Annotated in this window: 23 protein-coding genes and 4 pseudogenes; 18 read left to right on the top strand and 9 right to left on the bottom strand. The window is 60.3% G+C overall.

The annotated features are described in order from the left end of the window. Positions 1 to 294: 294 nt before the first annotated feature. The 4 genes from ACOYW1_RS28835 to ACOYW1_RS28820 all read right to left on the bottom strand — a co-directional run bounded on the left by ACOYW1_RS28835 (position 295) and on the right by ACOYW1_RS28820 (position 3,320). Positions 295 to 981 carry a TetR/AcrR family transcriptional regulator gene (locus ACOYW1_RS28835; RefSeq protein WP_180138696.1) on the bottom strand — a complete coding sequence of 229 codons (687 nt, stop codon included), beginning with the start codon at positions 979 to 981 and terminating at the stop codon, positions 295 to 297. A gap of 250 nt (positions 982 to 1,231) precedes the next feature. Further along, positions 1,232 to 2,140 carry an acyl-CoA dehydrogenase family protein gene (locus tag ACOYW1_RS28830; RefSeq protein ID WP_482420678.1) on the bottom strand — a complete coding sequence of 303 codons (909 nt, stop codon included), beginning with the start codon at positions 2,138 to 2,140 and terminating at the stop codon, positions 1,232 to 1,234. Positions 2,141 to 2,217: 77 nt separating this feature from the next. Continuing rightward, positions 2,218 to 2,430 carry a hypothetical protein gene (locus tag ACOYW1_RS28825; RefSeq protein WP_482420677.1) on the bottom strand — a complete coding sequence of 71 codons (213 nt, stop codon included), beginning with the start codon at positions 2,428 to 2,430 and terminating at the stop codon, positions 2,218 to 2,220. A gap of 197 nt (positions 2,431 to 2,627) precedes the next feature. Beyond that, a complete protein-coding gene (locus tag ACOYW1_RS28820) occupies positions 2,628 to 3,320 on the bottom strand; it encodes a histidine phosphatase family protein (RefSeq protein WP_482420676.1) in 693 nt (230 codons plus the stop codon). 259 nt (positions 3,321 to 3,579) lie between these two features. Between ACOYW1_RS28820 and ACOYW1_RS28815 the strand changes: the two genes are divergently transcribed. The 3 genes from ACOYW1_RS28815 (at position 3,580) to ACOYW1_RS28805 (ending at position 5,438) form a co-directional block, all read left to right on the top strand. Next, positions 3,580 to 3,753: a hypothetical protein gene (locus ACOYW1_RS28815; RefSeq protein ID WP_482420675.1), complete on the top strand. Its 174-nt coding sequence runs from the start codon at positions 3,580 to 3,582 to the stop codon at positions 3,751 to 3,753. Between the two features lie 5 nt (positions 3,754 to 3,758). Next, positions 3,759 to 4,349, top strand: coding sequence for an electron transfer flavoprotein subunit beta/FixA family protein (locus ACOYW1_RS28810; protein WP_482420674.1), 591 nt, complete (start codon positions 3,759 to 3,761; stop codon positions 4,347 to 4,349). A gap of 138 nt (positions 4,350 to 4,487) precedes the next feature. After that, a complete protein-coding gene (locus tag ACOYW1_RS28805; RefSeq protein ID WP_482420673.1) occupies positions 4,488 to 5,438 on the top strand; it encodes an electron transfer flavoprotein subunit alpha/FixB family protein in 951 nt (316 codons plus the stop codon). 72 nt (positions 5,439 to 5,510) lie between these two features. Here the strand turns inward: ACOYW1_RS28805 and rnfB are convergent, their stop codons facing one another. Beyond that, complete coding sequence (rnfB, locus tag ACOYW1_RS28800; protein WP_482420672.1) at positions 5,511 to 6,485, bottom strand: RnfABCDGE type electron transport complex subunit B; 975 nt, start codon at positions 6,483 to 6,485, stop codon at positions 5,511 to 5,513. An 875-nt stretch (positions 6,486 to 7,360) separates the two neighbouring features. On the opposite strand from rnfB, the gene ACOYW1_RS28795 reads away from it, so the two are divergent. From ACOYW1_RS28795 to ACOYW1_RS28745, 11 genes and pseudogenes are all read left to right on the top strand, one after another. Further along, the gene (locus ACOYW1_RS28795; RefSeq protein WP_180138684.1) at positions 7,361 to 7,804 is read left to right on the top strand and encodes a SoxR reducing system RseC family protein; all 444 of its coding nucleotides are present in this window, start codon (positions 7,361 to 7,363) and stop codon (positions 7,802 to 7,804) included. A gap of 733 nt (positions 7,805 to 8,537) precedes the next feature. Beyond that, positions 8,538 to 8,918, top strand: a complete 381-nt coding sequence (locus ACOYW1_RS28790; RefSeq protein WP_180138682.1) for a cytochrome c3 family protein — start codon at positions 8,538 to 8,540, stop codon at positions 8,916 to 8,918. 154 nt (positions 8,919 to 9,072) lie between these two features. After that, complete coding sequence (locus ACOYW1_RS28785) at positions 9,073 to 9,240, top strand: hypothetical protein (protein WP_482420671.1); 168 nt, start codon at positions 9,073 to 9,075, stop codon at positions 9,238 to 9,240. Then, a complete protein-coding gene (locus tag ACOYW1_RS28780) occupies positions 9,216 to 10,328 on the top strand; it encodes a 4Fe-4S dicluster domain-containing protein (protein ID WP_482420670.1) in 1,113 nt (370 codons plus the stop codon). The genes ACOYW1_RS28785 and ACOYW1_RS28780 overlap by 25 nt, the downstream gene beginning before the upstream one ends. 42 nt (positions 10,329 to 10,370) lie before the next feature. After that, positions 10,371 to 11,309: an RnfABCDGE type electron transport complex subunit D gene (locus ACOYW1_RS28775; RefSeq protein WP_482423844.1), complete on the top strand. Its 939-nt coding sequence runs from the start codon at positions 10,371 to 10,373 to the stop codon at positions 11,307 to 11,309. Position 11,310: 1 nt separating this feature from the next. Beyond that, on the top strand, positions 11,311 to 11,907 hold the full coding sequence (rnfG, locus tag ACOYW1_RS28770; RefSeq protein ID WP_482420669.1) for an RnfABCDGE type electron transport complex subunit G: 597 nt from the start codon (positions 11,311 to 11,313) through the stop codon (positions 11,905 to 11,907). Continuing rightward, positions 11,907 to 12,155: pseudogene (locus ACOYW1_RS28765) on the top strand (Rnf-Nqr domain containing protein); the annotation flags it as partial. The gene rnfG and the pseudogene ACOYW1_RS28765, both read left to right, overlap by 1 nt. Continuing rightward, positions 12,059 to 12,502: an Rnf-Nqr domain containing protein gene (locus ACOYW1_RS28760; RefSeq protein ID WP_482423843.1), complete on the top strand. Its 444-nt coding sequence runs from the start codon at positions 12,059 to 12,061 to the stop codon at positions 12,500 to 12,502. The pseudogene ACOYW1_RS28765 and the gene ACOYW1_RS28760, both read left to right, overlap by 97 nt. Before the next feature lie 18 nt (positions 12,503 to 12,520). Then, positions 12,521 to 13,088: pseudogene (locus ACOYW1_RS28755) on the top strand (electron transport complex protein RnfA); the annotation flags it as partial. 95 nt (positions 13,089 to 13,183) lie between these two features. Next, positions 13,184 to 13,372, top strand: coding sequence for a hypothetical protein (locus ACOYW1_RS28750; protein WP_482420668.1), 189 nt, complete (start codon positions 13,184 to 13,186; stop codon positions 13,370 to 13,372). Between the two features lie 102 nt (positions 13,373 to 13,474). Beyond that, positions 13,475 to 15,181: a protein kinase domain-containing protein gene (locus ACOYW1_RS28745; RefSeq protein ID WP_482420667.1), complete on the top strand. Its 1,707-nt coding sequence runs from the start codon at positions 13,475 to 13,477 to the stop codon at positions 15,179 to 15,181. A gap of 393 nt (positions 15,182 to 15,574) precedes the next feature. Here ACOYW1_RS28745 and ACOYW1_RS28740 read toward each other — a convergent pair. From ACOYW1_RS28740 to ACOYW1_RS28725, 4 genes and pseudogenes are all read right to left on the bottom strand, one after another. Then, positions 15,575 to 15,718, bottom strand: a pseudogene (locus ACOYW1_RS28740) (hypothetical protein); the annotation flags it as partial. A gap of 5 nt (positions 15,719 to 15,723) precedes the next feature. Further along, positions 15,724 to 16,407: a hypothetical protein gene (locus ACOYW1_RS28735; RefSeq protein ID WP_482420666.1), complete on the bottom strand. Its 684-nt coding sequence runs from the start codon at positions 16,405 to 16,407 to the stop codon at positions 15,724 to 15,726. Between the two features lie 418 nt (positions 16,408 to 16,825). Beyond that, on the bottom strand, positions 16,826 to 17,506 hold the full coding sequence (locus ACOYW1_RS28730) for a zinc metallopeptidase (protein WP_482420665.1): 681 nt from the start codon (positions 17,504 to 17,506) through the stop codon (positions 16,826 to 16,828). Between the two features lie 55 nt (positions 17,507 to 17,561). After that, the gene (locus tag ACOYW1_RS28725; RefSeq protein WP_482418757.1) at positions 17,562 to 17,960 is read right to left on the bottom strand and encodes an acyl-CoA thioesterase; all 399 of its coding nucleotides are present in this window, start codon (positions 17,958 to 17,960) and stop codon (positions 17,562 to 17,564) included. A 193-nt stretch (positions 17,961 to 18,153) separates the two neighbouring features. Between ACOYW1_RS28725 and ACOYW1_RS28720 the strand changes: the two are divergent. The 4 genes and pseudogenes from ACOYW1_RS28720 to ACOYW1_RS28705 form a co-directional block, all read left to right on the top strand. Continuing rightward, positions 18,154 to 18,969: pseudogene (locus ACOYW1_RS28720) on the top strand (HAMP domain-containing protein); the annotation flags it as partial. A 136-nt stretch (positions 18,970 to 19,105) separates the two neighbouring features. Then, positions 19,106 to 21,235, top strand: a complete 2,130-nt coding sequence (locus ACOYW1_RS28715) for an ATP-binding protein (RefSeq protein ID WP_482420664.1) — start codon at positions 19,106 to 19,108, stop codon at positions 21,233 to 21,235. After that, entirely contained in the window at positions 21,219 to 22,241 is a 1,023-nt protein-coding gene (locus tag ACOYW1_RS28710; protein WP_482420663.1) for an HD domain-containing phosphohydrolase, read from the top strand. The genes ACOYW1_RS28715 and ACOYW1_RS28710 overlap by 17 nt, the downstream gene beginning before the upstream one ends. Positions 22,242 to 22,290: 49 nt before the next feature. Further along, complete coding sequence (locus ACOYW1_RS28705) at positions 22,291 to 23,337, top strand: HD-GYP domain-containing protein (RefSeq protein WP_482418754.1); 1,047 nt, start codon at positions 22,291 to 22,293, stop codon at positions 23,335 to 23,337. The last annotated feature ends 161 nt before the right edge of the window (positions 23,338 to 23,498 follow it).

Below are 23,498 nucleotides of genomic sequence, written 5' to 3'. Positions count from 1 at the left end.
TTACGGTTCTTTTTTCCCAAAACGAGGACATGCGGTTGATACGATATCCAGCAAAATACCGATGCGTATCCTGTGACGTCGAAACTTGTATAGCAACTCGCAGAAACCACCAGCCTTTATGTCGGGCGAAGCCCGAGCCGAAGGCCCTTGCGCTTTGGCCCGAGGAACGAGGGACAAAGCGCAAGGGCTATATGCTTTCGAGGTGTTTTCGTTATCGTGGCTTCGCCACCCTCGCCGCCGGAGGCACGCTTTTTGCCGGTCACTTTAACCATAGAAGGCAGCTTTTCCTTGAGCTTATGCTAACCGAGAGAAGGCCATCTCGATGACGGCGTCAGCGTAGGATTCCACGGAGGTGCCCCGTTTTTTGAACTTCCAGCGTTTCAGGTACCAGTCCTGCTGCATGGCTTTTATGAGCCCTGCGATCAGGGCGGCATCGCAGGGGGCAAACGCCTTTTCCGCGATGCCCTCTTCAATCTGATCGGTGAGGGCTTTTTCCGTTGCCGCTTCCATGGCAAGGGCCCGGCTGACATCCTCTTTGCCCAGGTGGCGGGACTCCATGAAGCTGAAAAAAAACCACGGCCGGGCCACCTCGCTCAGGTAGATGTGCGCCCGGATCAGGGCAGCGAGTTTGTCAAAGGGGTCGGTGAGGTCTGTGACGCTCTCCCGTAAAAAACGCTCCAGAATCCGCCGTCCCTGCCCCTGGATCAGGGCAAGGAGTTCTTCTTTGCTCTGGATATACCCATACAGCCCGCCCATGGAGAGGCCGCTTTCGGTGCACAGGTCCCGCATGCTCATGGCCTGGAACCCCTTCTCCATGGAAATGGCGAACACCGCCTGGATGATCCGCTGGAGGTTCTTCACCGCCGTGGCCTCTTTTTTCACACGGATGGACCCTGCGTTTTCCCGGAACAGCTCCCGGATCATCTCCTCCCTGGAGACCTCGAACTTCTCTTGAAATACACGATAATCTTTCGTCGTCACGTCAGCCCCTTGCCCTTGTCTCATACTGATATTACCCAAACTAAAAACGAATGGTAACCATTCAGCTTATGCCTCCGGCGGCCCTGCCGGGGGCTAAACTTTTGAAAAGTTTAACAAACAGATTTTAAAATCATATTTTACGTTTACGCCGACAAAAATGCGGATGTGATTTGACCCGAGGAACGAGGGGCAAAGCGCATTCGTAACCAGCTTTCAAGGTGGCACACCTTGCCGCCGGAGGCTCTTTTTTCTACCTCACCTCCCGTCCTTCATAGCTCCGCAGGATCCGTTTGGCCAGAGAGGTTTTATGGACCTCGTCTGCACCATCGTAGATACGGGCGGCGCGTTCGTGGCGGTAGAAATAAGCCAAGATGGTGTCGTCGGTCATGCCCAGGCCACCGTGGACCTGCAGGGCCCGGTCCACAATGCGGTTCATGGTGTTGGCCACAACGAACTTGATCATGCTGATGCTGTCCCGGGCCTTGGCCGCCCCCACGTTGTCGATCTGCCAGGCGGCGTGGAGGGTCATGAGGCGGGCGGCCTCCATCTCGGCTGCGGATTCGGCGATCCAGCCCTGGATGATCTGGCGGGTGGCCAGGGTTTTCCCGTTGGGGGCGATGACCCGCTCGTTGGCCCGCTTGCACATGAGGTCAAAGGCCCGCCTGCAGATCCCCAGCCAGCGCATGCAGTGATGGATGCGTCCCGGGCCCAGACGCTCCTGGGCAATGACAAACCCCTGGCCTTCGGGTCCCAGAAGGTTTGTTTGAGGCACCCGGCAGGACTGATAGAGGATCTCGGCGTGGCTTGCGTAGCCGTTGCCCTCATGCCCCATCACCGGGATGTTGCGCACGATGTTGAACCCCGGGGTGTCGCCGGGCACGATGATCATGCTGGCCTGGAGATACGGGGGAGCGTCCGGGTTGGTGACGGCCATGACAATGGCAAAGTCAGCTCCGTCGGCGCTGGTGGTGTACCACTTGTGGCCGTTTATGACGTAGTCGTCCCCGTCTTTCTCCGCCGTGGTCTCCAGCATCACCGGATTGGATCCCGGCATGTCCACCTCGGTCATGGAAAAGCAGCTGCGAATGTCGCCCGATACCAGGGGATTCAGGTAACGTTTTTTCTGCTCGTCGGTGCCGAACATGTGAAGGATCTCCACGTTCCCCGCATCCGGGGCCTGACCGGAACGGAAGATGACCAGGGGGAACGCCCCAGAGCCTAGGAACTAGGCCGTGTTCAACCAAGAGAGCCCCATGCCCCCGCACTCCACAGGAAAGTGGGCGCAGACACCATCTGTCGGACCATGGCCTGCTTCTCCCGAATCTTCGGCAGCATGTCGTTAAAGTCATGCACGAGGTACTCCGGCTCCATGGGAATCAGCTCCCGATCCACAAACTCGTTGATCATCGAGACGATGATCTCAATGCGTTCCGATACGCCAAAATCCATGACGGTCTCCTCGATTTAGAGTTTAGCCTGATTTATAAAACCGGGTTTGACAAACAGGTCTTAAGCAAGCCTTTCCAGGCTCCGCCGAAATAATTTCCACTTTTTCACATTAGAAAAGTTTTTTGCGGAGCTTTTTTTCATAAAAGCGCCCCCCCGGAGGCAAGCTGAATAGTTGCCTGAATAGTTACGCCAAATCTTTATCTATACGTCACCCACTCCTGGCCCAGAAGGGCCAGATGGGCGGACACGTTTGCGTTCATAAGACGTATCCCTCGTTTGCCGACATGCAGGGTGGAATACCCCCCGTTTACAAGCTCCCATGAAAGGATCATGGACTCCGACGGCGACAGGTTGAGGGCAACCCCCAGGGCCATGGCAATGGCACCGCCCGACGAAAAGACAGCGACGGTTTCCCGGGGGGCAAGGCCTGCTGCAAGGCCCTTGAGACCGGAGCGGACACGCCCGGCAAACGCGCCAAAGGACTCCACCCCCGAAGGCAGGGGCATGCCGCCCATCCAGAGAGAGAGGGCCTCTTCAAAAAACGGCTGAAAGGTATGGTTGGAGAAACGGGCTTCAAGGGCCTCTGTCAGATGGGGATGGCTTCGGGCAATGAGGGGATGGGCAGCCTCAATGATGCCCATGTGGTCGTATTCGTTAAAATCGGAACAAACCGCCACATCCCGGGGCGTATTCATCACGGACAGGGCCAGGGCGGCCGATGCCTGCTGGCGCTTCGGCTCTCCTGCCACCACCCGGTCAAAGGAGACCTTGCAGGCGCTGAAGTGGTCCCCCACCGCTTTGGCCTGGGCTTTTCCCAGGTCGGTGAGGCTGTCATAGCGCTGGCTTCCAAAGGCGGCCTGCCCGTGCCGTATGAAAATGATTCGGGCCATGTCCGTATCCCCTTCGTTCAGGTGAGATGACCGGTCGCGGAGATGTGCCAGTGAGGAAAGGCTGGCCCGCGACCGGCCACACGGATCATCGGCAGCCCCTGCCTGGCGCTGCCGTGGTATCGCTGCTGAATCACACTCTAAAAAGGTCGACGCCAACCTGTCAAGAAAAAAACGAGCGCTCGCTTTTTTGTTGAAACCCTTTTCCCCCCACGCTACAGTAACCATGTACCCACGAAACCGGAAAAAAGGGGGAGGTCCCATGCACATCGCTGTGCTCATCAAGCAGATCCACAACACCGGTTCCACGCAACTTCAGCCGAACCCGGAGGCATCACCCGGGGACTTTCGCATCAACCGCCTGGACGAACACGCCCTGGAAGAGGCCCTTCGCATCAGGAAAAAGAGTCCGGGAGAGGGGTCACGCTCACCCTGATCTCCGTGGGCCCCCACCGGGTCACCGAAGCCCTGAGGCGAGGACTCGGCATGGGTGCCGATAAAGCCATCCAGATCAAGGCAGACATTGAGCCCCTCTGCGCCACGGAAACGGCCGCGGCCCTGTTCCCGGTCCTTGACGACCTCAGGCCCGATCTCATCCTCTGCGGGGCCATGAGCGAAGACCTCATGCAGGGCATGACCGGCCCGGCCCTTGCCGCCATGCTGGGCATCCCCCACACCTGCCAGGTCGTGGAAAAGCTCCGCATCACAGAATTCCCCCGCACCCTGGAGGTCACCCGGGACGCCGGGGCAGGCATGCGGCAGGTGGTGAGCCTGCCCTTTCCCTGCCTTGTCACCGTGCAACAGGGCTTCAACACCCCACGCTACCCCAACATTGCCCACATGATCAAAGCGCGCAGCCATCCCATTGAGTGCCGAAGTGCGCCACCGGCAGCCCCAGCGGTCACGACCCCGGTCACCGGCACCTCCCCGCCGGTGCAAAGGGGCCGTGGCATCCGCATCAAGGGATCACCGGAAGAGCAGGCCGCACATTTCATCGCCTATCTCAAGGAACGTCAGGTGTTGCCAGAATAAAAAAAACAGGCCTCCGGCGGCGAGGTGAGCCACCTCGAAAGCATATTGCCCTTGCGCTTTGTCCCTCGTTCCTCGGGCCAAAGCGCAACGGCCTATAACCTATAACCTATTTCCTATTATCTACTTTATCCTGACATCATGATCACACTCATCATCGACATCTCCGGCACTCATCTGCCCGCCGTCTCCATGGAGCTGGCAGCCTTGGCCCTGCGGCTGAACAAAACCGAAACATCCGGCATCATGGCAGTGGTGTGCGGAAAAGAGGCGGCCCTTGGCGCCCGCCGGTTTGCCGAAGCCTCGGGAGTAGACACCCTGGGGTTGGTGTGTGACCCGGAAGCCCATCCTGCTGCGGACATGGCAACGGCCCTCAGGGCGATGCTCCCCGCACAAGGGCTCCGGCATCTCCTGTTGCCCCACACGCCCTGGTCCATGGAAGTGGCCCCGGTCCTGGCTGTGGGTTTGGGGCTCCCCACGCTTCCCTGCGTGACGGGATACGACACGGAAACAGCGACCTTTTTTCGCAGCGCCGGGTCAGGCACCTCCCTTCTGCACGTCAAGGCCCCCGCTGGCGGGGTGATCACCTTGCAGGCCGGGGCGCTCTCCCCTGCTCCGGACGCCGATGTTCCGGGGCGTGTCACTGTCCGCCCTTTGGCTGTGGCCCCGGGTCCGGTCCGCATCCGCTCCACATCGGCTCGGGAAAGAGGAAACGCTGACCTGTCCGGCGCCCGGGTGGTGGTCTCCGTGGGCCGGGGCATCGGCTCACAGGAGAACCTGTCCCTGTTCCGCCGCTTTGCCGACGCCCTGCCCGGCGCCGCCACAGGGTGCTCACGCCCCCTCGTGGACATGGGCTGGATGCCCTACCCTTGCCAGGTGGGGATCACGGGCACCGCCATCACCGCGGATCTCTACATCGCCCTGGGCATCTCCGGCTCCACCCAGCACCTTGCAGGCATTCCCCGGGGCACCACCGTGATCTCGGTGAACCGCGACCCGGATGCGGCCATCCACGCCGTCAGCGACCTTATCGTTGAAGCCGATATCCTTCCCTTCATGGAGGCGGCCCTGACGCTTTTGGCGACAAAATAAAAAAGGGGCACCGACCCTAAGGTCGGTACCCCTTTATTTCATGCACAATGTGGTGCGCTCACCCTATTAGAATCAGGCTTCGGCTTCTGCCGCTTCCTTCTTCTCCTCTTTGGGTGCGTCTGCTTCGGGAGTCTCTGCTTTGGGCGCCTCAGCCGCTTTTTCAGGTGCGGCCTCGGTGGCCTTGGGCTCGGCCTTCTCTTCAAGCTCGGTCATCTTTCCGGTGAGGAACTTGATGGGTGCGCCGTAGCCGGGGGCGATAACCCCGGGCTTGCACTGGACCTGGAGACAGGGTGCGTCTTCACAGAACTGGCACTTGTCGTAATCGATCTCGCAGAGGTTATCCACCACCTTCATGGCGTCATGGGGACAGGCCTTGACGCAGAGACGGCAGCCGATGCAGCCCACGTTGCAGACCTTTTTGGTCTGGCCGCCCTTCTGGCGGTTCTGGCAGCCGATGACGCTGACGGCGTTATCGGGGACCAGGACCATGATGTCCCTGGGGCAGGCCGTAACGCAGAGGCCGCATCCCACGCAATTGTCCACGTTTACCTTGGGCACGTTGAGCTCGCCGATGACAAGGGCGTCAAAGGGACAGGCGCGTACGCAGTTCCCCAGGCCAAGGCAGCCGTATTCGCAGCCTTTTTCACCGGCAAAGAGGTTGGCCGCGGCTTCGCAGTCGTTTAAGCCGTTGTAGATATATTTGGTGGTGCTGTTGGTTTCGGGACACCCCTTGCAGCGGGCCACGGCCTTTACAGGCTTGATCTCCGCAGCTTTTTTTCCGGTGAGCGCGGCAATTTTCTGGGCCACCTCGTTGCCACCGGGCGTACAGAGGTCAGGGCGCACTTCCGGGTCTTCCACCACGGCTTCGGCGTACTGTCCGCACCCGGCATAGCCGCAGTTGGCGCAGTTACCCGCAGGGAGGATGTCGGCGACCTCATCAATAAGAGGGTTGGTCTCGACGGCAAGTTTTTTGTCGGCAAGGGCAAGCAGAAGGCCGATGGCAGCTCCCAGCCCACAAAGTACCAGTAAAGGAATCACAATGGTCATAACTACCCCATAGAAGGATATTAGGTGTTGGTTCCGGCAACCCCGGGGTCGCCTTGTATCACCCGCCACACAGTCTTGATAAACGTGTCACACGTCGATGAGCCGACGGGTCGTCCCGACCTCGGTAAGCCATGAGGTCGAGGTCACTTTACAGCCGGTTTCCAAAAATGTAAATACCCGACTTTTCACAACGATACCATTTTAGCAAAATGGTGACCCGGATAAAATGTGCCGACACATGGAATGGCCCCGTTGCCATACGTCCTGTGGCTCCACCGGGGACATGCCCTGCATCGGGCTTTTCCGGCCACCCCTTTCCATAACGGGTAAAGCCCCGTCTTTGTCCACTACTTCTTACAAAAATTATGCCACTTTTTCAAATGCATCTTTTTTCCATTGTTCCCCCGGACACCGCGCAACAACGCCAAATGTCTCCCCTTCCAAGCGTGCAACCCACCTGTTTTCCAAAAATCCGTACACAGGCCCGTCCCCATCCGTTATTTCGGACATCCTTCAGTCCCCAAGGCCCCCGTCCCCCCTTGAAATCATGGGATAATTTTTTCCCACCCACTATGGCACGCATGTTGTAATGTTTCTCTCCTGCCTGCATTGGCATCGGACCCGCATCGTCCCGGCCCCTTGTTCTGAGACTGGAAACCATCCCCCCGTTTTTCACTCTCTTGACCCGTTTGGCCGCTGTCGACGATGCGGGTTCCTCATTTTCGGATGCCTTAGCCCCGATCCCCCTGCCCCAATCAGCCCCCTCCGGTGCCACGGTTACCGGACCTTTGATTTTTATGCGGGCATCTTATATGGTGCCATGTGCCCCTGCGGAAAAATGCGGGGATGGACCCAATCACCTTGAAGGACACACCATGAGACAAGAAGAAGGCATCGTCATCAAAACAGCATCCCACGGCCGCGCCTGGGTGGAAACCGTCCGCACCTCCGCCTGCGAGGGCTGTGCCTCCAAGGGATCCTGCCATGCCTCGGGAAAATCCATGGAGGTGTGCGCCATCAACGATGCCGGAGCCCACATCGGAGACCGGGTCCTCGTCTCCATCGGCACCGGCACCCTCATCAAGATGTCCCTTCTGGCCTATATCTTTCCGGTATTTGCCCTCATGGCAGGGGCGGCCGCCGGAAACACCCTGGGCCCGGCCCACGGAATGAACCCCTCCCTTGCCGCCGGTATCGGTGGATTCGGAGCCCTGGCCGTCTCCTTTGTCATCATCCGTTTCTTTGAGGGGAAGATTGCCCGGGGGGACTCCTACACCCCACGCATTACTCGCATTCTTCCCGGAGCGCCCCTGGCCTGACAACGGTCCTATCACGCAACCAACGTCCCTTCAGAGGAACCTTTTTTCAAGACGGCTCTCCTCTTTTTTCCGGAATTGCTCCTGTAAATGAGACCTTTTTTGTCCTGATTTGCGGAGGCAAGCCATTGTCAATCGCAGCTTTCCGCTCCTCCGAAACAAAAAATCCCCCTCCCGTTGTCAAATTGCCAACCACTACACCGGATACGAATGTTTTCTGGTACAGTTCTTGCGATTAATTGCTTGATAATTTTTCACCTGGCCCAAGGGTGTGCCCGGTTTCATCATAGATTCACAGGGGTTCCCCCGGAACGGCCAAAAAACAGGGATTTCTCAGGCACGTGGAGTACACGGGACGGTTACCTCAATTTTGTCGGGCGTGCCGCCCCGGACAAAGGTGTCATCACATGAAGGGGGTATAGTCGGGGACCCGGTAGATCAAAGCAGCATCATCCGCACGCGGCGACCTCACCGGTCACGATACGTGACGCCGGTCAGCTGTCCGGTCGCTGTTTTCATGGACGCCCACGGTCCTTACCGCTTGACGCTGCCGTGAGAAACACACTCACTATTTAACCACCCAGGACTTAAGTTGGAAGAAGGGATGCAACACCCGTCGACACGCCGGAGGGTTTTGCACATGGGCGCCGGGCCTCGGCTCGCCCATGGCCGGAAAACCAAGGGCTCGCGTCTTCCGCCCAAGGCCTGCAAGGATGAGAGAGGAAGTTGACTTAGGATGCGCCCAGAAAACGAGAGGAAACTGGCCGTCATACTGGGATTGGTTCTGCTGGCGACAGCGGCGCTGTGCTACACGGTGCTGAAGCCTGACGCGCCGGAAGAACCGGTTCGTATGCTCTTCAAGGGAAGCGCGGGGGATGTGCTTTTTACCCACCAGATCCATGTCAATGAGTACGACACGGACTGCGCTTCATGCCATCACAACCTGGATGACGGTGATGAAGAGTACAACTGCAGCGAATGCCATGAACCCGGCGCGTCGGAAGACGACGATGTGATGGGTCGAACCGACGCCATACACGCCCAGTGTATCGGTTGTCATGAAGAGATGGGGGCAGGTCCCGCCGAATGTGCGGAATGCCATGCCACGCCAAAGTAACGGGCCTATTCGTCATGAGATGACGCCACCGCCCACGCCTTGACGACCCCCTTGCCGGCGCCTGAAAGGCCATGGGCCCGACCCATGGGAACGTTCCGGGCGGCTGGACTCATCACCAAAACACCATCACAACACAGGGACTGAGACTACTACAATGATACGACGATCGTTTTTCGGCTACCTGGCGGCAAAACTGCCCTACGAGACGGTGCAGGGCGGACTTCCCGACCCCGTGGACACCGGTCTCCCCGGGGAAGTCACCCTCCAGATTGGGGTTCAGTGTCACAGAAAAGCCTCGTGGATAAAAAGAAAACCATCCTGAAAAAAGGGGTGGAGGTTCAACGGGGAGCCCTCTACGGACTGTTTGATGAAGAGAAGCACGACCTGACCGCGCCGGTCTCCGGCACCGTCGGCAGCGTGGAAACCCGCACCGGCAACTACGGACGGCACTTCGCCCTGGTGAACATCGCCACCAGCGAAGAGGGTGAGCCTTCCCCGGCCTTTTCCGAGGCCCTGGACCAGGACCCCAAAGGCGAAACAAGCCTTGCCTTTCTGTCCCACCTTCCCGGACGCCCGCCCTTTGCCCGGCTCGGAAGCGACAGCATCCACACCGTGATCCTGAGCGCCATGGAAAAGGACCTCTTCACCAACGTCAACCAATACGCTCTCCAGGCCCGCAAGGCCGACTTCAAGCGCGGCGCGGACTTCATCAAGGAGCTGGCCCCCAAGGCCCGCGTGGTCCTGGTCCTTCCCCAGTACCTGGAGGCCGAAGCCGGAGAAACCGGCTGCGAGACCGTGGGCGTGAAAAACCTCTACCCCAACGGCAACCCCCTCCTGCTGGCCAAGCGCCTGTCCGGCACCCCGGTGGAGGCGGGCAAAACCCTGGAAGAGGCCGGCTTTCTCTTCTTCAGCGCCGAGTCTGTGGCGGCCGCCGGAAAGGCCCTTCGCACCCGAAGCCTTCCCCAGGAAAAGCTCGTCAGCCTCACCCTTAAGGACAAGCAGACCAAGCTGGTCAATGCCCGCATCGGCACCCCCATCTCCCGGATCTTCGAGGCGGTGGGCGAGACCCTTGTGAAGCGGGACCACCTCATCGTGGGCGGCCCCCTCACCGGCATGTCGGTCTACACCCCGGACTTCCCCGTGGACCCCGACACCGACGCCATCCTCTGCTACGGCCCGGAAAACATGCCGCGCCTCACCGACACCTACTGCATCAACTGCGGCAAGTGTGTGCGTGTCTGCCCGGCCAACATCCCGGTCAACCTTCTTATCCGCGTGCTGGAAAACGGCCTCTACGAAGAGGCCGTGGAAAAGTACGATCTCGACGCCTGTGTGGAGTGCGGCCTCTGCAGCTTCATCTGCGTGGCCAAGATGCCTGTGCTTCACATCATGCTGGCGCGGCCTCCATGAAGTGTGTGAAACGGGAGGCTCACGATAGACAATTAGACCAAACTGATTGTATCCCACGCGCCCTTCTACCGGGACGCCTGCACCGTCATGAAGCGCAGCTACCTCATCATGGCTGCTGCCCTTGTGGCCCTGATCCCCGGCTGGGTCATGTTCGGCGCCCCTGCCCTGGGTGTTTCCGCCCTGGCCGTGGCCTCGGCCATCTTCTGGGAGCTGACCGCCAACACCCTCATGAAGCAGCAGCCCACCGTCGGTGACGGCAACGCAGCCATGGTGGGCCTCATCCTCTCCATGCTGCTGCCCGCAACCGCTCCGTGGTGGATGGTCATCACCGGCACCTTTGTGGCCATCATCATGGGCAAGGTGGCCTTCGGCGGCATCGGGGGCAACCCCTTCTGCCCGCCGGCCCTTTCCGCGGCGGTCCTCACCGTGTCCTGGCCCTCCCTCATGAACTTCAACGGCATGCTCGTGGATTACGACATGATGTGGACCATGGTGGATCCCCTCATCAACGTAAAGTTCTTCGGCGCGGGCATGGCCGAGCTCTACCCCCCCATGGAACTCCTCATGGGCCACCAGGCCGGTGGCATCGGAGCGGTCTGCGGAGCCGGGCTCATTGCCGGCGGCATCTTCCTGATGATCCGCGGCATCAACCGATGGGAGATCTCTCTCTCCTTTCTGGCGGGCGTCTTTATCAGCGCCTGGCTGTTCAGCATGAGCAACCCGGACCTTTACGCAGGACCCGTCTTCCACCTCCTCAGCGGTTACACGCTGGTGGCCGCCTTCTTCCTGGCCACGGAAGACGCCTCCTCTCCGGTAAACGTCGTCCCCATGCTCATCTACGGCTTCGGGGGCGGGGTGCTCACCGTGCTGATCAGAAACAAAGGGGCCTGGGTGGATGGTGCCCTGTTTGCCGTGCTTCTCATGAACCTGGCAAACCCCATCCTCGACATGATCCGACCGAAAGCATTGGGAAAGGTGTAACATGAACGATATGTTTAAGATGGTACTGGTTCTCGCCGTCCTCACCTCCGTCTCGGGCGGGGTGCTGGCCGGGGTCCGAACCCTGACGATGGACCGCATCGAGTACCAGCAACTCAAATTTCAAAAGGAACCGGTCATTCGAACCATCCTGGCGGATGCGGACAATGACCCCATGGCCGATCGTTTCAAGGTCAAAGACGGCGAAGTGTCCCACACCATCTTCCCCGCCAAGATCGGCGATCAGAACATCGTAACCCTCGAAGCCTTCGGCAAGGGTTTTTCCGGCCCCGTGGGGCTGCTGGTGGCCTTTGACATCGACAACGACACCATCGTCGGCAGCGGGGTTACCATCTCCAGCAACCCCGGGTTTCGGCTGGCGGAGGACCCCTCCTTTGTGGCCCAGTTCGAAGGAACCGGCATCGACCAGACCGCCTCGGTGAGCAAGGACGGCGGCGACATCGACGCCATCTCCGGCGCCACCATCACCAGCCGTGCCGTGTGCGTGGCCGTCAACGAAGCAGGCGCCCTCTACACGCGCCTGAAGCCGGAGCTGGTAAAACGCATGGACAACCTCGCGTCTGAAGGAGGGAGCAACTGATGGCCAAGTCATTATCCCAGGAGTTCGTCAAGGGTCTCTGGGAAGAGATCCCCCCATTTCGCCTGGTGCTGGGCCTCTGCCCGGTCCTGGCCGTCACCCGGTCCGTGGAGAACGGCATCGGCATGGGCATCGCCACCACCTTCGTGCTGGTCTGCTCCAACCTGCTGATCTCCATGCTGCGAAACATCATCCCCTCGAAGATCCGCATCGCCTGCTTCATCACCATCATCGCCACCTTCGTGACCGTGGTGGAGTTTCTCATGCAGGCCTTTGCCTACCCCCTCTACCTGAAGCTGGGGATCGCCCTCGTCGATACCGTGCCGCTGGGCTCGTTACTGGGCCGCGCGCCGAAGCCTTTGCCTGCAAGAACGATGTCGCCCACTCCCTGGCCGACGGCCTGGGTATCGGCCTGGGATTCACCCTCTCCCTGGCTGTGTTGGGTACCTTCCGCGAAGTGCTCGGTGCAGGGACCTTTCTGGGGCACAGCGTTTTCGGAGACGCCTTCCAGCCCTTCACCTTCATGGTTGAGGCCCCCGGCGCGTTCATCGGGCTGGGCATTCTCCTCTGCCTCATGAACATCGCATCGTCGAAATAGAAAGGAGGGCGAGACACCATGACCGAATACATTTTGCTGGCCATCAGCTGTATCTTCGTCAACAACATCATGCTCACCCAGAACCTGGGGGCCTGCCCCTTCCTGGGAACCTCCAAGAGCATGGACACCGCCGTGGGCATGAGCATGGCCGTCATCTTCGTTCTCGTGATGGCGGGTATCACCACCTGGACGGTGGAAGCGGCGATTTTGAAGCCCCTGGACCTTCAGTTCTTAAGGACCGTGGCCTTCATCCTCATCATCGCCTCCCTGGTGCAGTTCGTGGAGATGTTCCTTAAAAAGAGCATGCCCTCCCTGTACGCGGGCCTCGGCATCTTTTTGCCCCTTATTACCACCAACTGTGCGGTAATGGGGGTCTGCCTCATCAACATCAACGAAGAGTACACCTTCATGCAGGCTCTGATCTCTTCGTTCTGCTACGCCACAGGCTTCGGCCTGGCCCTGGTCCTCTTTGCAGGGGTCCGGGAGCGTGGGGTGGCTGACCAAGTACCGCCCCTTGCGGGACACCTCCATCGGCCTCATCACCGCAGGCTACCGTGCCCTGGCCTTCTTCGGCTTCAAGGGCGTCAGGGGACGCCGATCTACCCTGAGGCGAGATCTGTCTAAACACGAAAAAGGGCGGCCCGTTACAGGGGCCGCCTTTTTTGTCTCCGGTGGCGCTTTTTGAAAAAAGCACACAAAAACTTCCCGGGAATTAAAACACGTCCCTTAGGATTACCTGCGGGGCTGAAGGGACGTGCCTTGGTAAGCGAAAAAATGAAACCTGTTTCTCAAAAACATTCAAAAATTTTGCCCCGGCAGGGCCGCCGGGGGCAAAATCTAAATGCGTTTGCCCTGTTTCAAAACCCTTGACCCGCAGCACCTATTCTGACAACGTGTTTCTCATAAAGCGCACATGTGTTTTCCAAGGCACCCCTTCACAGCCCCTCAATGACCGACCAAGAGACCCTGACCATGACAAACACACCGTCCCAGGACACCCCAAACCTCCCCATCGGCACGGTGATCCACGACAAGTGGATCGTCCTCGAGTTTGTCGCCAAAGGCGGCATGGGCGAGGTGTACAGGGCCCACCAGGTCAACCTCAAACGCGACGTGGCCATCAAGGTCATCTCCCGGGAGTGGCTCCTCTCGTTCCAGGGGGACGATGAAGAGCTGGATACGGCCCTTAAGCGCTTCAGGCGGGAGGTGGAAGCCATGGCCTCCATCCGGCACCCCTGCGTCATCCAGGTCTATGACCACGGCCTCTTTACACCGCCGGACGGCAAGGAGGCCTTGGAATTCATCGCCATGGAGTTTGTGCCCGGGGCCACCCTGCGGGACACCATGACGGAAAGCGGTTTCGACCCGGAGGACGAATCGGCGGCCCGGTGGATCCGACACACCTTTCTGCCCCTTCTGGAAGGGGTGGAGGCCATACATGCCGGGGGCATCGTCCACAGGGACCTGAAGCCCGAAAACATCCTCATGGACGGGGCCACCCCGAAGATCTCCGATTTCGGGCTGGCCCGCTCGGGAAAGTGGCAGGGCCTCACCCACACCATGGATATGCTGGGCACCCTGCAGTACATGTCTCCGGAACACATGGCCGATGTCCGCCGGACCACCCACCTGTCCGATGTCTACGCCCTGGGCAAAATCCTCTTTGAGGCCATGGCCGGGCCCGAAGCCTTAAGGTCCCTCACCTTCAAACAGGCAGGGCTCCCGTCCCCGGAGTCCCCCTTTTTTGAAGAGATCCACCGGATCATCGCCTCGGCCACGGCCGAGGCTCCGGAAGAGCGCACCGCCACGGTGGCGGAGCTGAGCAGCAGGCTCACAGGGGCCCTCTCCCTCACGGGCAGCCCGGCCACGGCTTCACCGAAAAAAACGGTGCCCGCCCTATACAGATGGGCCATCCTCTGCCTTGTTGCGCTGCTGTGTGCCATCCTTGTCTGGCACTTCTCCGGCCCGGAACCGGCGAATCACCTGGCGGCGGAACGCCCAGGGCGGACCTTTCCGGGGGGCCAGCCCCTCCTGGCGGAAAACAACACCACCATGTTTCGCATCAGCCCGCCCAGGGCCGAAGAGGGAGCCCCGGCCCCCTTTTACATGTCGGAAACCCAGGTCACCAATCTCCAGTTCATCGCCTTTTTGAACCAGCAGCCCAGGGCACGGGTCACCGTGGACGGCAACCGGGTCATGGGAGACGGCAGGCTCTGGATGCTCATGAAAAAACAGCATCTCCCCCCGCCTCCGGGGACGTCCGACCACCAGGCCCCCATTGCCTTTAAAAAGGGACAGTTTGTTCTGGTAAGCGGAGACAGCGCCGCCTGCCCCGTGGTCAATATCTCGGGATACGCGGCCCTTGCCTATGCCGAGTTCTACGACAAGGCCCTTCCCACCTTGGACCAGTGGGAGACGGCAGCAGCGGTGCCTCCGGCCGACGATGCCACACCGGAGCGCCTCCCCTTTCCCTTCCCCGTGCTTGTCTTCAAGCCCAACACCTTCGGCATCCGAGGCGTGGGTACGCCCGTGATGACCGAGTGGGTGCTGGCCGAAGGGGACGTGGCCGCTGAACCCGTCCTTGCACGCCCCGCCATGCACCCCAAAGCCGACGGAAGCGACACCTTCCCAGACGTGGGCTTCAGGCTGGTGGCCCCGGTAACACCGGCCAGCGATTAGTCTAAGGCCCGGCGTATCAAAAAGACCAAAACCTAAATGCGTCTCGCCCTTCCTTGTGTAGAGACTGCTCACCACCACGATAAGACAGGCCCAGGCTATAAAACGCCCCCAGATTGGTGAGAGGCTGGGGTCCCGCAACACCCCGGGAAGCCGGGTAAGGTCCCGGCAGAGGCCTGCGGCAGAAGGAAACAAAAGAAGAGCGAAAAAAGCGGAAAAAAACAGGTTTCGATACAGGGTTCCAAGAAAAGAGCGCCCCGCGCCCAGGGCATGGACCAGAGGCAAGAAAGCGTCCTCCGGGGCGCCATGGGGTGGGTTGTCCTGGTCCACAGCCAGGTCGGCTTCCGCCATGGCCGGAGCGTCTTCCGGGCCGTCCCCCACCACGCAGAGATATTTTCCCCGGCCACGCAGGGCAGCCACGGCCCCGCCCTTCTCCCCGGCAGGCAAATCGGCCAGCACCCCGTCCATGCCCAGTTGCGTAGCCAGGACACCGGCGGAGGCAGCAGGTGCCCCGGTCAGAAACAGCACGGTGAGCCCCATCTGTTTCAAGGAGGCCACCGCGGCCTCGACCATGTCCATGGGGTCGGAACGGCAGAATCGCGAACCGTTTTTTCGGATGCCACCACCAGGGTGGTGTTCCCGTCGGCTTCCAGGGCGTCCAGCACCTCTCCTTCGTGGTGAAAGCAGACGCCGTGGGACACCAGCCAGCTGGCCTTGCCCACCCGGACGATCCGGCCGTCCACCACCGCCTCCACCCCTTCACCGTGGGGTTTAAAATCGGTTGCCCGGCTTCGGAAATTACCCACCCGCTCGGCGTACAGCGCAACGGCCTTTGCCAGGGGATGGTCTGAATCTGCTTCCGCTGCATCGGCAAGGCGCACCAGCCGGGATTCGGTCTCACCGTTCATGGGCACCGCATGGATCACCCGGGGCCGTCCCCGGGTCAGCATTCGGCTGCTGGAGAAAACCACCGTATCGACCCGGCCGAACTGCGCCAGCGTCCCAGGTTGCCTTTCCCACAGAACTCCGGTTGGGCCTTTTCGCCACACGGCCACGGGCAGGGCCAGCCCCACGACACAGGGAAGGGCAAGCATGAGCACCATGGCTCCGCGCCCCAGGGCAAACGCTGACATTCCGATGGCGGAAACCCACGCCCCGCAGGTCACCACCGCAGCAAGGGCCAGGACGGCAACCAGCAGCAGCGCCGCCTGACTCGCAGCTCCGGGCATGGCAGCCCCACATCCTTTATTCACATGTTCCGAGCCACTGCCAGCGACACGTCCGTTGCCGTGCCCCACCATGCCTGGTGCCCTCATCTCTGCTTCGCCCATCTTACCCCATCCGTCCTTAATATAAAAAAACACCCGCTACCCACCGGGCACGGCGACACGATAATCGAACCTGCGGGGAATGGCAATGCCGCACAACCGGTCACCCAGGGCAAACGCATGTAACAATTCAGTTGCCTCCGGCGGGTCGCTTTTTGAAAAAAGCTCCGCAAAAACGTTCCGATAATCAAGGAGCTATGCAAGGTTGCTGTGTACACCAAAGAGATAAAGCCTGTTTGTCAAACGTTTCAAAAGTTTTGCCCCCCGGCAGGGCCGCCGGAGTCAAAAATCTAAACGCGTTGGCCTAGCCGGTCACCCCTCAGCGACGCAGCACCCGGGCCCAGCGCCAGACATTGAAAAAACCGGCCAAGGCCGCAGCCACATAGGTAAGGGAACAGGCCACAAGGATTCGTCGGGCGGCGGGAAGGTCCTCTTCAGGAATGTAGGGACCCGATTTAAGCAGGGGCAGGGCGCGGCGAAAGCTGGCGTCCAGCTCCACGGGCAGGGTGACCAGGTGGACGAGCACCGGCGTAATGAGCAGAATTCCTGCTCCCACCAGGATCAGGCGCCCCATGATTGGGGCCTTGAGCACCACACCCACAAGGGGAAAAACGATAAAGATCAGGGTGCCGCAGCGATCCACGGCCTCCGACAGCTTGATGAGACGCCCCCGGGCAAAAAAAGGGGGATAACCCCGGGCGTGCTGGAGGGCATGGGCCACTTCATGGGCGGCCACCACCACGGCGGAAAGGGTCCTGCCCTGGGCAAAGGCCGGCCGTAACCCCACGCACTTTTGCCCAGGATCGTAATGGTCGCCCAGCAGGGAAACCTCGGCCCGCACCTCCTTCAGCCCCAGGTCCTTGATCAGAAGACGGGCAAAATCCAGCCCGGTGCCCGAAAAATAGGCCTCCCGATTGTAACGGGCAAGGATGTATCGTGCCCAGGCCTGGGGCCCGAAGAGAATCACCAGGATAAGAAGCGCTGCAACAAGAAAAATCATGAACACTCCCGTAACATAAAAGGGCACGGGCCATCCGCAGCCCTTGGGGTGCAGATCAGGCGGTCAGGGTCCCTCCGGCCAGGGACCGGTACCGCACCTCGGCGGGGAGGTCGCACTTTTTCCCCTGCTCGTCCAGCCTGACAAAGGTGATGGTGGTGGAAAACACATGCCTCTCATCCGTGGCACCGGGCTCGTCGGAGAAGACCTCCACCCCGTACCTCACCGAAGAGCCGCCCTTTTTCACCGGCTCGATCTGAAACCTCAGGATGGCCCCGCTGATCACCCTCTGCTTGAATACGATATCGTCCATGCCGATGGTCACCAGGGTGCAGCCGGGAAAATCCCGGGACGCAACAAGCCATGCGTATTCATCGATCCATTTAAGCAGGGCCCCTCCAAAAAGATAGCCGTGGTGATTGAGGTGTTCGGGACGAACAATGGCATAGGTGTCCATAAGCGATTCTCTCCAGCGTCACTTGTTAAAAAGCGCCTTGCCCTGAGCCCTTCGGCCCGGAGGATTCGGCACACAAATCCTGTCGCGTGTCTGCGGCTCCCCTGCGGGCACACCCTTACCGGGCCGAGATAAGAGCCTTCTGCACTCTACACAGGCTCTTTCCGGGTTTCAATGCAGATTTTCTCACCCCTTTATGGCCGCTCCTTATCTGTGGTATACTGATTCATTGAAAACACCCCCTGCGATGCCTGCCCCGCCCCGTCACCCCGGAACCGGAGTCTCCCTGCAGGCCCTCTTCGCCATCGCACACCCCGACCCAAAAAGACCGGCACCATCCCTTCCCTTGCGGCTCTTGTGCCCATGCGCCGCCGCCCAAAGGAAACCTGCCATGAGCCTTCGCCTTAAACTGACGCTTTTTATGGCCTTGTTTACGGCCACCCTCCTCGGCGCATATCTCGCATGGTGGCTCCCGGCGTACACCCGGCGGGTCGAGTCCGACCTGATCACCCTGGGGGAGGCCGAGGTCGCCCTTCTTGCCGAGGCCATGCGGCCCGGCATCCTCTCCGCCCCGCCGGGGGGCCTCGTAGGGGCCCTGGAGCACACCCTTGAGACCTCTCCGGTCTGGAGCCGCATCATCCTGACCGACGCCCGGGGAAAACAGGTCTATCCCCCCACGCCAGAGCCCCCTGAAACCACGCCCCTGACCTGGTTCGAAGCCACCATCACCCACGGCATGGTGGAGATTGCCACCCTGCGCCTCGGCGCCAATGTCAAAGCCCTCACAGCAAAGCGCACCCAGGCCGCCGCCCGCATGGGCCTTTTGCTCATTGCCCTGCCCGGCATCCTTACCATGGCACTGCTCCTGTACACGACCCGGCGGATTACCCGCCCCTTGAACCGCTTGGGTGTTGCGGCACACCACATCGCACGCGCCGATTTTAACGTCGCCCTTCCGGGGGCCACAGGCGATGAAATCGGTCTGCTGACCCACGCCTTTGACACCATGAAAACCCGCCTTGCGCAGCGGGAACAAAAGGGCACCGAAGACCAGCTGCGCCTTTCGGCCATCATCAACAACGCAGCGGCCGGCCTCATCACCATCGTACGCGCTGGCCTTCCGATCCCTCAACCAGGCGGCGGAACAGATGTTCGGATACGCATCCAAGGATGTCCTTGGGCAAAACATCCGCATCCTCATGCCCCGGCCTTACCGAAGGGAGCACGACCGATTCATACGGCGCTACCTCCAGTCCGGAGAAAAACGAGCCATCGGCATCGAACAGCAGGTCAAGGGCAGGCGAAAAAACGGCGAGGTGTTTCCCATCTGGCTCGCGGTCTCGGAGATGAAGCAAACCGAAGAGCCCCTGTTTGTTGGATCTATCCTGGAGATCACCCAGCAAAAAAGCGCAGACGCGGAACTGATGAAACATCGGGACAACCTGCGTGTCATGATCCATGAGCGTACCAAGGACCTGGAAATCGCCATGGAAAAGGCCGAAGCCGCCAACCGGGCAAAATCCAACTTCATCTCCAACATGAGCCATGAAATCCGCACCCCCATGAACGCCTTGCTGGGCTTTCTGGCCCTGGCCCTGGAAAAAGACGACTTGCCAACAGAGCTTCGGAGTTACCTGGAAGTCGCCCACCGCTCCTCCTGGAGCCTTTTGGGACTTCTGGACGACATCCTCGACATCTCCAAACTCGAAGGAAACCGCATGGAGCTGGAGTTCACCCCCTTTGATCTCACCGCCCTGTTGCGGGACATCTCCCAGACCATGGCGGCAGCCGCCCGGGAAAAGGGTCTCTACCTGCGGTTATACATGGACACGCCCATGCCACGATACTGTTCAGGGGATCCCATGCGGCTCAGGCAGGTCCTCTTCAACCTCCTCTCCAACGCCGTCAAGTTCACCCACAAGGGGGGTATCACCATTCATGTGGAACCCCTCACCGGCACGGACATCCATTTTGCCATCAACGACACGGGCATCGGTATTCCCGAAGACCAGCTGAAACGTATCTTTGAGCCCTTTGCCCAGGCCGATGACTCCACCACCCGACGATACGGCGGCACCGGCCTGGGGACCGCCATTGCCAAACAGCTCACCGAACTCATGGGCGGCAGCATCTGGGTCAAAAGCGAGGTGGGCAAGGGAAGCACCTTTCACCTGACCATCGCCCTGCCGGAGGCCACAGCACCCCACCAGGCCCCGCCGCAACCCCACGCCTCTGTGCCGGCGGCCCTTTCCGTCCTCGTGGCAGAAGACATCGATGAAAATGCCAAGCTCATCATGATCCGCCTGGAGCAGCAGGGACACGGGGCCGTATCGGTTACCAACGGGCAGGAGGTTCTCAGGGCCCTTGCCGAGACGCCCTTTGACCTGATCCTCATGGACGTTCACATGCCGGAAATGGACGGCCTGGAGGCCACCCGCAGAATCCGCTACGGCGATTCCGGCAAGGCTCCCCGAACCATCCCCATCATCGGGCTCACGGCCAGCGCCGGGAAACAGGATGTTAAGGAGTGCCTGGACGCGGGCATGGATGAAGTGGTCACCAAGCCCATCGACTTCTCGCGCCTCTTTGCCGCCATGGAAACCACCCTCCCCCGTGAAGGCCTCTCCCCACTGGCCGCCCCCGAGCCCACTGACGGCTCCGGCGGCACATGGCCGAGAATTGCAGGGGTCGACATGCAAAAGGCCATGGCCACCTGGGGAGACCGGACCGTATACTTCAAAGCCCTCTCGTCATTCGTACAGAAATTCAAAGCAACCCCTCAGGCCATGCTCCGAGCCGTCGAGCAAGGGGGCACAGATGGCATCCACCAGAAACTCCATGCCATCAAGGGGGCGTCGGCCAACCTCTGCATGACCGAGGTTCACAGGGCCTGCCAGGCCCTCACCCCCTTGCCGGGCCCCGACGAAAGCCATAAAACGCGTCCTCTTCTCCTCACCCTCCACGGCGCGTTCCAACGGTTGGCCCAGGCCCTGACACTTCCGGACCGGAAGGCCCCCACCGCGGCCCACCCCGAGCGCTCCCCGGAGGAAGCGGCAACCTGGTTTGCCGAGCTGTTCAACGCTCTGGAAACCGACAACCCGGACCGGGTGGCCCCCCTTCTGGAACCGACTGTCGCCTGTATCTCCGAGGCACACACCCAAACCATCCAGGACAGGGTGGACCTGTTTGACTTCCGAGGAGCAGAGGAAGAGGCCAGGAAAACAGCCCGAGACATGAACATTTACCTAAACGGGGAAGCCCATGGCGCAAAAACATAAAATACTCGCGGTGGACGACGAGCCCGGGAATCTTCAGATCATCCGGCTCATCCTCAAAGACCACTACGACCTGGCCTTTTCCACCAGCGGGCGGGAGGGGCTCCATGCAGCATACAAGCATCGACCGGACCTTCTGCTCCTGGACGTGATGATGCCGGACCTCAACGGGTACGACCTGTGCCAAAACCTCAAGGCAGACCCCAGGACCCGGCGTATCCCCATTATCTTCGTCACGGCCATGGGGGATGTGGAGGACGAAAAAAAAGGGCTGCAGCTCGGGGCCGTGGACTACATCACCAAACCCATCAGCCCCCCCATCCTCAAGGCCCGGGTCAACACCCACCTGGCACTCTATGACCAGAACCGGGAACTCGAACATGCCGTGGCCCGCCGTACCCGGGACCTCCACTCCAGCCGGTTGAAGGTTATCCAGCGCCTTGGACGGGCCTCGGAATACAAGGACGACGAAACCGGAGCCCACATTATCCGCATGAGCCACTACTCCCGGATGATCGCCCTGGCCGCCGGTCTCTCCCAGGAGGAGGCACAGCGCCTCTTCACCGCTGCCCCCATGCACGATGTGGGCAAAATCGGCATCCCCGACAACATCCTCCAGAAACCAGGGCCCCTCACAGCCGAAGAATGGGTCATCATGAAACGACACCCCGCCATCGGAGCGGAAATCATCGGCGAGGACGACTCCGAACTCCTGAAGTACGCCCGCACCATTGCCCTGACCCACCATGAAAAATGGAACGGCTCAGGGTACCCCGGAGGCCTTGCCGGCGAGGCGATTCCCTTTGAAGGACGCATCGTGGCCCTGGCCGATGTCTTTGATGCCCTCACCAGCAAGCGCCCGTACAAGGAGGCATGGCCCGTGGAAAAAGCCATGGCCCATATTGCCGACGAATCCGGCGGCCACTTTGACCCGGCCCTGGTCAAGGCCTTCATGGGCATCAAAAAACACCTGCTCTGGGTTCTCAACAAATGGGGCGACAAGGTATGACCCATTGCACCCGTTGCCCGGACAACCCATCCTTACCAGGAGACCTTCCGTGGAAAAATGGACCATTTTGACCGTGGATGATGAGCCCATCAACCGAGAGGTCATCAAACATATCCTCAAAGATCACTACCGGCTGATGTTTGCCGAAAACGGGTTTAAAGCCATGGCCCTGGCCACAGGCAGCCTGCCGGACCTCATCCTACTTGATGTGATGATGCCGGAGATGAGCGGCTACCAGACATGTGCCGCCCTGAAAAAGGACCCCAGGACCCGGAATATCCCCGTTATCTTCGTCACCGCCATGACCGACATCGAAGACGAAACCACGGGCCTGGAAATGGGTGCCGCCGATTACATCACCAAGCCCATCAGCCCTGCCATCCTCAAAGCGCGCATCGCCACCCACCTGGCCCTCTACAACCAGAACCGCACCCTGGACGCCAAGGTCAAGGAGCGTACCAAGGAGCTCAACAACACCCGCCTTGAAATCATCCAGCGGCTGGGAAGGGCCTCGGAGTACAAAGACGACGAAACCGGGCTCCACATCCTGCGCATGAGCCACTATGCCCGGCTGCTCGGTCAGGCCATCGGCCTGCCCGAAGTGGAGGTCAATCGCCTGTACAATGCCGCCCCCATGCACGACATCGGAAAAATCGGCATCCCGGACCGTATCCTCCAGAAACAGACCGCCCTCACCGAAGACGAATGGCGCATCATGAGGCGCCACCCCAAAATCGGAGCGGAGATCATCGGCCCAAACCCTTCCCTTCTCCTTCAGATGGCCCGCACCATTGCCCTGACCCACCATGAGCGCTGGGACGGCAGTGGGTACCCCCGCCGACTCAAAGGCGAAGCCATCCCCATCGAAGGCCGCATCGTGGCCGTGGCCGATGTCTTTGATGCCTTGACCTCCAGGCGCCCCTACAAAGAAGCCTGGGACGTCAGCCGGGCAGTGGACTACCTCCGAAAAGAGTCGGGCCACCTCTTTGAGCCAAACCTGATCAGCCGGTTCATGGGCATCCTTCACCAGGTAATCGAGATAAAAGAGCGCCTCGCCGACCACCCGGACGCCGTGCATCGTGCGGCAGCCAACTGAAGCCTTTTCCTGTGGATAACCCGATTTTGCATGGTTTCCGTGGTTGGCAGAACAAACTAACCGAGCATGACTGACCGGCCACAACCAACCAGTATTCCAGTCGATAATGCAACCGTTCCACCTGAAACAATGGAGAGGTTCCGGGGATATCCACCCCTTGA

It is taken from the genome of Desulfoluna sp. CYM3A (genome assembly GCF_056829965.1).
This window is presented reverse-complemented; position numbering and strand designations above follow the sequence as displayed.

Excerpts from the sequence above, each read along its gene's own strand:
- ACOYW1_RS28825 (WP_482420677.1), bottom strand. The coding sequence starts at position 2,430 with ATGGATTTTGGCGTATCGGAACGCATTGAGATCATCGTCTCGATGATC.
- ACOYW1_RS28820 (WP_482420676.1), bottom strand. The coding sequence starts at position 3,320 with ATGGCCCGAATCATTTTCATACGGCACGGGCAGGCCGCCTTTGGAAGC.
- ACOYW1_RS28815 (WP_482420675.1), top strand. The coding sequence starts at position 3,580 with ATGCACATCGCTGTGCTCATCAAGCAGATCCACAACACCGGTTCCACG.
- ACOYW1_RS28805 (WP_482420673.1), top strand. The coding sequence starts at position 4,488 with ATGATCACACTCATCATCGACATCTCCGGCACTCATCTGCCCGCCGTC.
- rnfB (WP_482420672.1), bottom strand. The coding sequence starts at position 6,485 with ATGACCATTGTGATTCCTTTACTGGTACTTTGTGGGCTGGGAGCTGCC.
- ACOYW1_RS28795 (WP_180138684.1), top strand. The coding sequence starts at position 7,361 with ATGAGACAAGAAGAAGGCATCGTCATCAAAACAGCATCCCACGGCCGC.
- ACOYW1_RS28790 (WP_180138682.1), top strand. The coding sequence starts at position 8,538 with ATGCGCCCAGAAAACGAGAGGAAACTGGCCGTCATACTGGGATTGGTT.
- ACOYW1_RS28785 (WP_482420671.1), top strand. The coding sequence starts at position 9,073 with ATGATACGACGATCGTTTTTCGGCTACCTGGCGGCAAAACTGCCCTAC.
- rnfG (WP_482420669.1), top strand. The coding sequence starts at position 11,311 with ATGAACGATATGTTTAAGATGGTACTGGTTCTCGCCGTCCTCACCTCC.
- ACOYW1_RS28745 (WP_482420667.1), top strand. The coding sequence starts at position 13,475 with ATGACAAACACACCGTCCCAGGACACCCCAAACCTCCCCATCGGCACG.
- ACOYW1_RS28735 (WP_482420666.1), bottom strand. The coding sequence starts at position 16,407 with ATGCCCGGAGCTGCGAGTCAGGCGGCGCTGCTGCTGGTTGCCGTCCTG.
- ACOYW1_RS28730 (WP_482420665.1), bottom strand. The coding sequence starts at position 17,506 with ATGATTTTTCTTGTTGCAGCGCTTCTTATCCTGGTGATTCTCTTCGGG.
- ACOYW1_RS28725 (WP_482418757.1), bottom strand. The coding sequence starts at position 17,960 with ATGGACACCTATGCCATTGTTCGTCCCGAACACCTCAATCACCACGGC.
- ACOYW1_RS28715 (WP_482420664.1), top strand. The coding sequence starts at position 19,106 with ATGTTCGGATACGCATCCAAGGATGTCCTTGGGCAAAACATCCGCATC.
- ACOYW1_RS28710 (WP_482420663.1), top strand. The coding sequence starts at position 21,219 with ATGGCGCAAAAACATAAAATACTCGCGGTGGACGACGAGCCCGGGAAT.